The following is a 6168-nucleotide window of genomic DNA, read 5'->3' on the forward strand; positions in this document are numbered from 1 at the left end:
CTCTTTTGTATTTTTTTCAAAGGCTCATTAGTATTGATACGCTCAACTCTCTTGTGAACTTTCTAGAGTCCTCTGGATTTAACGAACAACTACTTGATATTCTTCTATTAACGCACTTGTTACTTTATCATAAGCTTTTGACACTTCTTCTTCCACCATTGTTGCAGTGGGATTTAAGTAGGACAGTGTATAAGCCATTGATTTCTTGCCGTCTTCAATATTCTCGCCTTGATAAATATCAAATAACCGTACGTTAACTAAATATTTACCGCCTTTTTTGTAAATTAAATCTACTAATTGTTGATTTGTAATAGTTTCATCTACTAATAAAGCAATATCCCGCGTCATTCCTGGGAATTTCGGAATAGCTTCATAAACAGTTGATTCTTTTTCAGCTTCTACAATAGCCTGTAGATTCAATTCAAAACCGTACGTTTCATCTAACTCATACGCTTTTGCTGCCAAAGGATGAATTTGACCAGCAAATCCGATTTCCTTTTCTCCTAGGTAAAGAGCTGCTGTCCGTCCTGGGTGCATTCCATCACGCTGTTTGTCTGCAACAAAAGTAATGTCTTCTGTTAAACCATATGAAGCTATTACCTCTTCTAATATACCTTTCAGAACAAAGAAATCAACTTTTTTGGGTTGACCTTTCCAATCCTTTTCCAGTAAAGAACCAGTCAATACACCTGCCAAATGTTCTTCTTCAATTGGCAAAACTTGGCTTTCTTCTTTATAGAACACACGGCCAATTTCATAAAGAGCAACGTTTTTATTTTTGCGTGCTTTATTGTAGCTAACATCGTCTAATAAACCACTTAATAAATTCATTCTTAGTATACTGCGATCTTCACTCATTGGCATTTCTAATTGTGTTGCTTTACTTTCACGCATCATGTACTGAGTTGCTTTTTCTGGAGTTGTTAACACGTAACTAATGGCTTGTGATAGTCCTGCTCCTTCTAGGAAACGACGCGTATGACGCACAAGACGCTGTTTATTATCTAAAGCTGCTGGCTGAGCTGGACTTATTGGTAAAGTCGAAGGTAAATTATCGTAACCAAAAATACGAGCCACTTCTTCCACTAAATCTGCTTCAATTTCAATATCCCAACGACGTGGTGGAATAGCTACTTCAAATAAACCCTCTTTTTCTAGTACGCTAAATCCTAAGCGGTCAAAAATAGCTTTCACTTCTTCAATGGTAATAGCCGTTCCTAATGAACGGTTGATTCTATTTAATGTAATAGAGACAACTTTGTCTTTGATTTCCAAAACAGATTGAGAAGACGTTCCAGCTACTACTGTTCCACCAGCTAATTCAGCTATTAACGCTGCTGCATGATCTCCAGCAGTTGTAATTGTAGAAAGATTAATCCCTTTTTCAAAACGCGAACTTGATTCACTTCTTAAGTTGTATCGTTTAGCCGTTTTACGCACTGAAATTGGGTTGAATACAGCTGCTTCGATAGCAACAGTTACAGTGGTGTCTTCAATTTCTGAATCCAACCCACCCATTGTTCCTGCCAACGCTACCGGGATAGAGCCATTTGTGATGACAATATCTTCAGAAGTTAATGAACGTTCTTCTCCATCTAAAGTGGTTAAAGCTTCTCCATCATTAGCCTGGCGAACGATGATTTCTTTTGATTGCAATTGATCATAATCAAATGCATGTAAAGGTTGTCCATATTCCAATAGAATATAATTTGTAATGTCTACTACATTATTCAACGGACGAATGCCTGCATTCATTAATTTAGTTTGTAGCCACATTGGACTTTCAGCAACTTTAACATCTTTGACAATGCGAACATTATAACTTGGTGCATCTTGACTATTTTCTACAGCCACTTTAAGATAGTTTTCAACTGAATCTGTTTCGTCTTCTGTTAATTCAAAAGTTGGGAATTTAGGTTGTTGGTCGTAAATTGCTCCAACTTCATGAGCAACTCCACGCATGCTTAATGCATCTGCACGGTTAGGTGTGATTGATAATTCTAGAATCGCATCATCCATTGCAAGATAAGGAAATACAGGTTCTCCTGCTACTGCATCTTCTGGCAAAATATAAATACCATCTGCATATTTTTTAGGAATCACTTTTTCAGAGAAACCCAACTCAGCTAATGAACAGACCATTCCATTCGATACTTGACCACGCATCTTACCTTTTTTGATTTTTGCATTTCCTGTAATACGAGATCCAGGTAATGCCACAATAATTTTTTGACCTGCTGCAATATTAGGTGCGCCGCAAACGATTTGAGACAGTTCTTCTTCTCCAATATCAACTTGGCAAACGTGTAAGTGATCAGAATCTGGATGGTCCACTACTTCTACCGCATGACCAACAACAATTTTTTTCAATCCGGTTTCCGGTATACTAACGTCTTCAATTTCAATACCTGTGCGAGACATTTTATCTGCTAGTTCTTCAGGTGTTACTTTTGATAAATCTAAATATTCTTTTAACCATTGATAAGATACATTCATAGTCTTACTCCTTTACCTTGAATTGATTTAAAAAACGAACATCATTTTGATAAAAATGACGAATATCATCAATTCCGTATTTTAACATTGCTACACGATCTGGACCTAATCCAAATGCATAACCACTATAAACCGTTGCATCAATTCCAGACATTTCAAGCACGTTTGGATGAACCATACCCGCACCTAAAATTTCGATCCAGCCAGTATGTTTACATACATTACAACCTTTTCCACTACATTTGAAACAACTAACATCCACTTCTACAGAAGGTTCAGTGAACGGGAAGTAACTAGGACGTAAACGTATTTCACGCTCTGCACCAAAGAGTTTTTTAGCAAACACTTCTAACGTTCCTTTTAGATCTCCCATTGTAATGTCTTTAGCAATCACTAGACCTTCCATTTGATGGAATTGATGAGAGTGAGTTGCATCATCGCTATCTCGGCGATAGACTTTCCCAGGACTAATCATTTTCAATGGACCTTTTGAAAAATCGTGTTTATCCATAGTACGAGCTTGAACAGGTGAAGTATGCGTGCGCAATAAAATCTCATTTGTAATATAAAACGTGTCTTGCATATCTCGAGCAGGATGATCTTTAGGCAAATTCATTCGTTCGAAGTTGTAACTATCTTCTTCGACTTCTGGTCCTTCTATAATTTGATAGCCCATTCCAATAAATAAGTCTTCAATCTCTTCCATTATTTGAGTCAAAACATGTGATTGTCCAACAGCTACCGAGCTACCAGGCAACGTTACGTCAATAGCTTCGCTTTCTAAATCACGGTTAATTTTTTCCATTTCTAATCGTGCTTTTTTTGTTTCTAAGTGTGAAGTAATTTCATTTCTGACTTCATTTACAAGTGCACCTAAGATAGGACGTTCTTCAGGAGAAACAGTCTTCATTCCTTTAGATATTTCAGTAATAGGGCCTTTTTTTCCTAAGTAGGCTACACGTACTTGATCAAGTTCTTTTAAATCTGAGGCTGCTTCGATTTTTTCTACAGCTTCCTTACTTAACAATTGTAAATTGTCTTTTAAGTCCATTCTAATTCCCCTTTATATAAATTTATCGTTGCAACACTTACTACAACCTATCTACAAGCTATTTTAAAGCACACAAAAAGCCTCATCCCTAAAAAGGGACGAGGCTACATTCGCGGTACCACCCTTGTTTGAATTAAGCATACGCAAAATCCACACTTCATTTACATAACGGCGTATACCGGAACTTTATTCATTACTTTTAACTAGCCTAGTGTAATTCCCAAAGTCAACTCAGGAAGTGAACGTTCATTTGGTTTTCTAATTCAAGTGTTTTCAGCCAATGACACTTGCTCTCTGATTTAGACTATCCAAATTACTCTTTTCCATCACAGTTTTTAATTATTCATTTTTTACATACTTGTTTAGTTTAACGTAATCTTGACTTAAAGGTCAAGTACTTTCCAATAAGATTGTGTTTATTCCTCACAAATCCATTCATCAGCCCAAGTTTGAACGTCAGCCATCACTACTTTTAAAGCCTGACCTTTTTCAGTTAAGCTATACGCCACTCTCATCGTCGCATCTGGATCAACCGTACGAGCTACAAGACCTTCTTGTTCAAGTTCTTTTAGACGTTCAACCAACACACGATCGCTTACGTTCGGAATAGTAGCTGCTATATCTTTAAAGCGTTGAGGACCTTCTAATAACACTTCAATGATAAGTCCCATCCATTTTTTACCTAAAATGGCAAATGTATGTTCAAATTTAGGGCAAATCTTTTTTTGCCTAGATTCACAATAGACACTTTTTTCTTCATCTTTAATGGTTATCATATCTTCTTCACCTCTTTCATAACATTATAGCATTATTGGTTATAAATAGTAAGTAGTCCATCGCCATTTGTCAACCTTTTTTTTAATCAATCGTCATAATTAGACAAATTTTTGTCAAAATTAGAAAATAATGTTTAATCGAAAGTAGTAGATTTTTTACAACGCTTTTAATCATTTTAATTTTAGCTGTTGCAAAACAACATTTCAATGCAATAAGCAAATTCTCATTAAATTAATCGTATTTTCTCTTAAAAATTGAATTTTTCTTCCAGAGTGGTAAACTTAGTCCTATCATAAACTATAACTTTTTGGAGGGAATACCATGACAGAGATTGAAAAAGACGTACAAATAAATCATTCCTTAGATAATATAAAAGAAGAATCAGTGTCCGCCAACAAAGTTCCTTATAAGGCGAGTGAAGCGGAAAAACCATTAGATATCATAAATGTTTTTGATTTAGAGTTAGAAGCAGAAAAAGTCATTCCAACAGGCGGTTACGGGTACATTTCCAGTGGTGCTGGAGATTTGTGGACAATTAAACAAAATATAGAATCTTTTAATCATAAACTCATTGTCCCACGTGTATTAAAAAATATTGAACACCCTGATCAACGTACATCTGTTTTTGGGAGCGAATTAGCTACACCTATCATTATGGCTCCAGTTGCTGCTCATGGTCTTGCTAACGTAGCAGCTGAACCAGCTACTGCAAAAGCTGTGGCTGAATCTGGATCTATTATGACTATCAGCTCATACGCCAATAAACCATTCAAAGAGATTTCAGAAGCCGGAGCTGGTGCTCCGCAATGGTTCCAATTTTATATGAGTAAAGACGATGGCATTAACCGAGACATTTTGGATGAAGCCAAAGCTAATGGAGTAAAAGCGATTGTATTAACAGCAGATGCAACTGTTGGAGGAAATCGTGAAGCCGACAAACGAAATAGTTTTGTCTTTCCTTTAGGTATGCCCATCGTTCAAGCCTATCAATCAGGTGTTGGACAATCAATGGACTCTGTTTATGGCTCTTCTAAACAAGTACTTAGTCCTAAAGATGTTGAATTTATTGCATCTTACTCTGGTTTGCCTGTGTTTGTTAAGGGTGTTCAATCAGCAGAAGACGCTTTGATTTCTCTTGCTTCTGGTGCCGGTGGTATCTGGGTGACTAATCATGGCGGACGTCAATTAGATGGCGGCCCTGCTGCATTTGATTCATTGCAAAGTGTTGCTGAAGCAGTTGATAGAAAAGTTCCTGTTGTTTTTGATAGTGGAGTACGTAGAGGGCAGCATGTCTTTAAAGCTTTAGCTAGTGGTGCTGATTTAGTCGCAATTGGTCGTCCAGCTATTTACGGCTTAGCCTTAGGCGGTTCACAAGGTGTTAAATCTGTTTTTGATCACTTTAAACATGAACTTGAGATTGTTATGCAGCTTGCTGGGACCAAGACAGTTGAAGATATTAAGAACACTGTTTTGTTAGATAACCCTCGTGCATAAAATTTAAACATAAACATAAAAGACACTCTTGGATAATGAATATTTCATTATCCAAGAGTGTCTTTTTGTTGATTAGAAATGGTTATGTTTAAAATTTCAAGTTTCTGAAGGACATGGTTTTGATTGTACCATGTAAAACAGGGTCTATAATTTTTAGTGTTGATAGATGAATCAAACTACTCACCAAAAATTTCTGGTGGAATAGGGTGGCTTGTAGCCCTGTATGAAGAAACTTTATTTTGAAGCATCCATACCATTTATCCTATAACCGTGAAACATTAGAAAAATTCCAACAAAAAAAAGACACCATCCGAGGATGATGTCTTTTTGATTTGCGTGGCAACGTCCTA

4 protein-coding genes and 1 other annotated feature are annotated in these 6168 nt (G+C 36.6%); of the genes, 1 reads left to right on the plus strand and 3 read right to left on the minus strand.

Going from position 1 to position 6168, the window contains the following annotated elements; genetic code table 11:
• Nucleotides 1-78 precede the first annotated feature (78 nt).
• From pheT to ABS916_RS11310, 3 genes are all read right to left on the minus strand, one after another.
• On the minus strand, nucleotides 79-2496 hold the full coding sequence (pheT, locus tag ABS916_RS11300; RefSeq protein ID WP_350451995.1) for a phenylalanine--tRNA ligase subunit beta: 2418 nt from the start codon (nucleotides 2494-2496) through the stop codon (nucleotides 79-81).
• A gap of 4 nt (nucleotides 2497-2500) precedes the next feature.
• Complete coding sequence (gene pheS, locus ABS916_RS11305) at nucleotides 2501-3547, minus strand: phenylalanine--tRNA ligase subunit alpha (RefSeq protein ID WP_350451996.1); 1047 nt, start codon at nucleotides 3545-3547, stop codon at nucleotides 2501-2503.
• A 91-nt stretch (nucleotides 3548-3638) separates the two neighbouring features.
• Nucleotides 3639-3886: a binding site (T-box leader), on the minus strand.
• 77 nt (nucleotides 3887-3963) lie between these two features.
• Nucleotides 3964-4323 (minus strand): winged helix-turn-helix transcriptional regulator, encoded by a 360-nt coding sequence (locus ABS916_RS11310; RefSeq protein WP_013710242.1) that lies wholly within the window; start codon nucleotides 4321-4323, stop codon nucleotides 3964-3966.
• A 322-nt stretch (nucleotides 4324-4645) separates the two neighbouring features.
• On the opposite strand from ABS916_RS11310, the gene ABS916_RS11315 reads away from it, so the two are divergent.
• The gene (locus ABS916_RS11315; protein ID WP_350451997.1) at nucleotides 4646-5818 is read left to right on the plus strand and encodes an alpha-hydroxy-acid oxidizing protein; all 1173 of its coding nucleotides are present in this window, start codon (nucleotides 4646-4648) and stop codon (nucleotides 5816-5818) included.
• The last annotated feature ends 350 nt before the right edge of the window (nucleotides 5819-6168 follow it).

Origin of the sequence: Carnobacterium sp. (assembly GCF_040274945.1) — a bacterium.
In the GTDB taxonomy this organism is placed as follows: Bacteria; Bacillota; Bacilli; order Lactobacillales; family Carnobacteriaceae; genus Carnobacterium_B.

What these genes read in the sequence shown, in the direction of transcription:
- pheS (WP_350451996.1), bottom strand. Translation starts at nt 3,547, where the DNA reads ATGGACTTAAAAGACAATTTACAATTGTTAAGTAAGGAAGCTGTAGAA.
- ABS916_RS11315 (WP_350451997.1), top strand. Translation starts at nt 4,646, where the DNA reads ATGACAGAGATTGAAAAAGACGTACAAATAAATCATTCCTTAGATAAT.
- pheT (WP_350451995.1), bottom strand. Translation starts at nt 2,496, where the DNA reads ATGAATGTATCTTATCAATGGTTAAAAGAATATTTAGATTTATCAAAA.
- ABS916_RS11310 (WP_013710242.1), bottom strand. Translation starts at nt 4,323, where the DNA reads ATGATAACCATTAAAGATGAAGAAAAAAGTGTCTATTGTGAATCTAGG.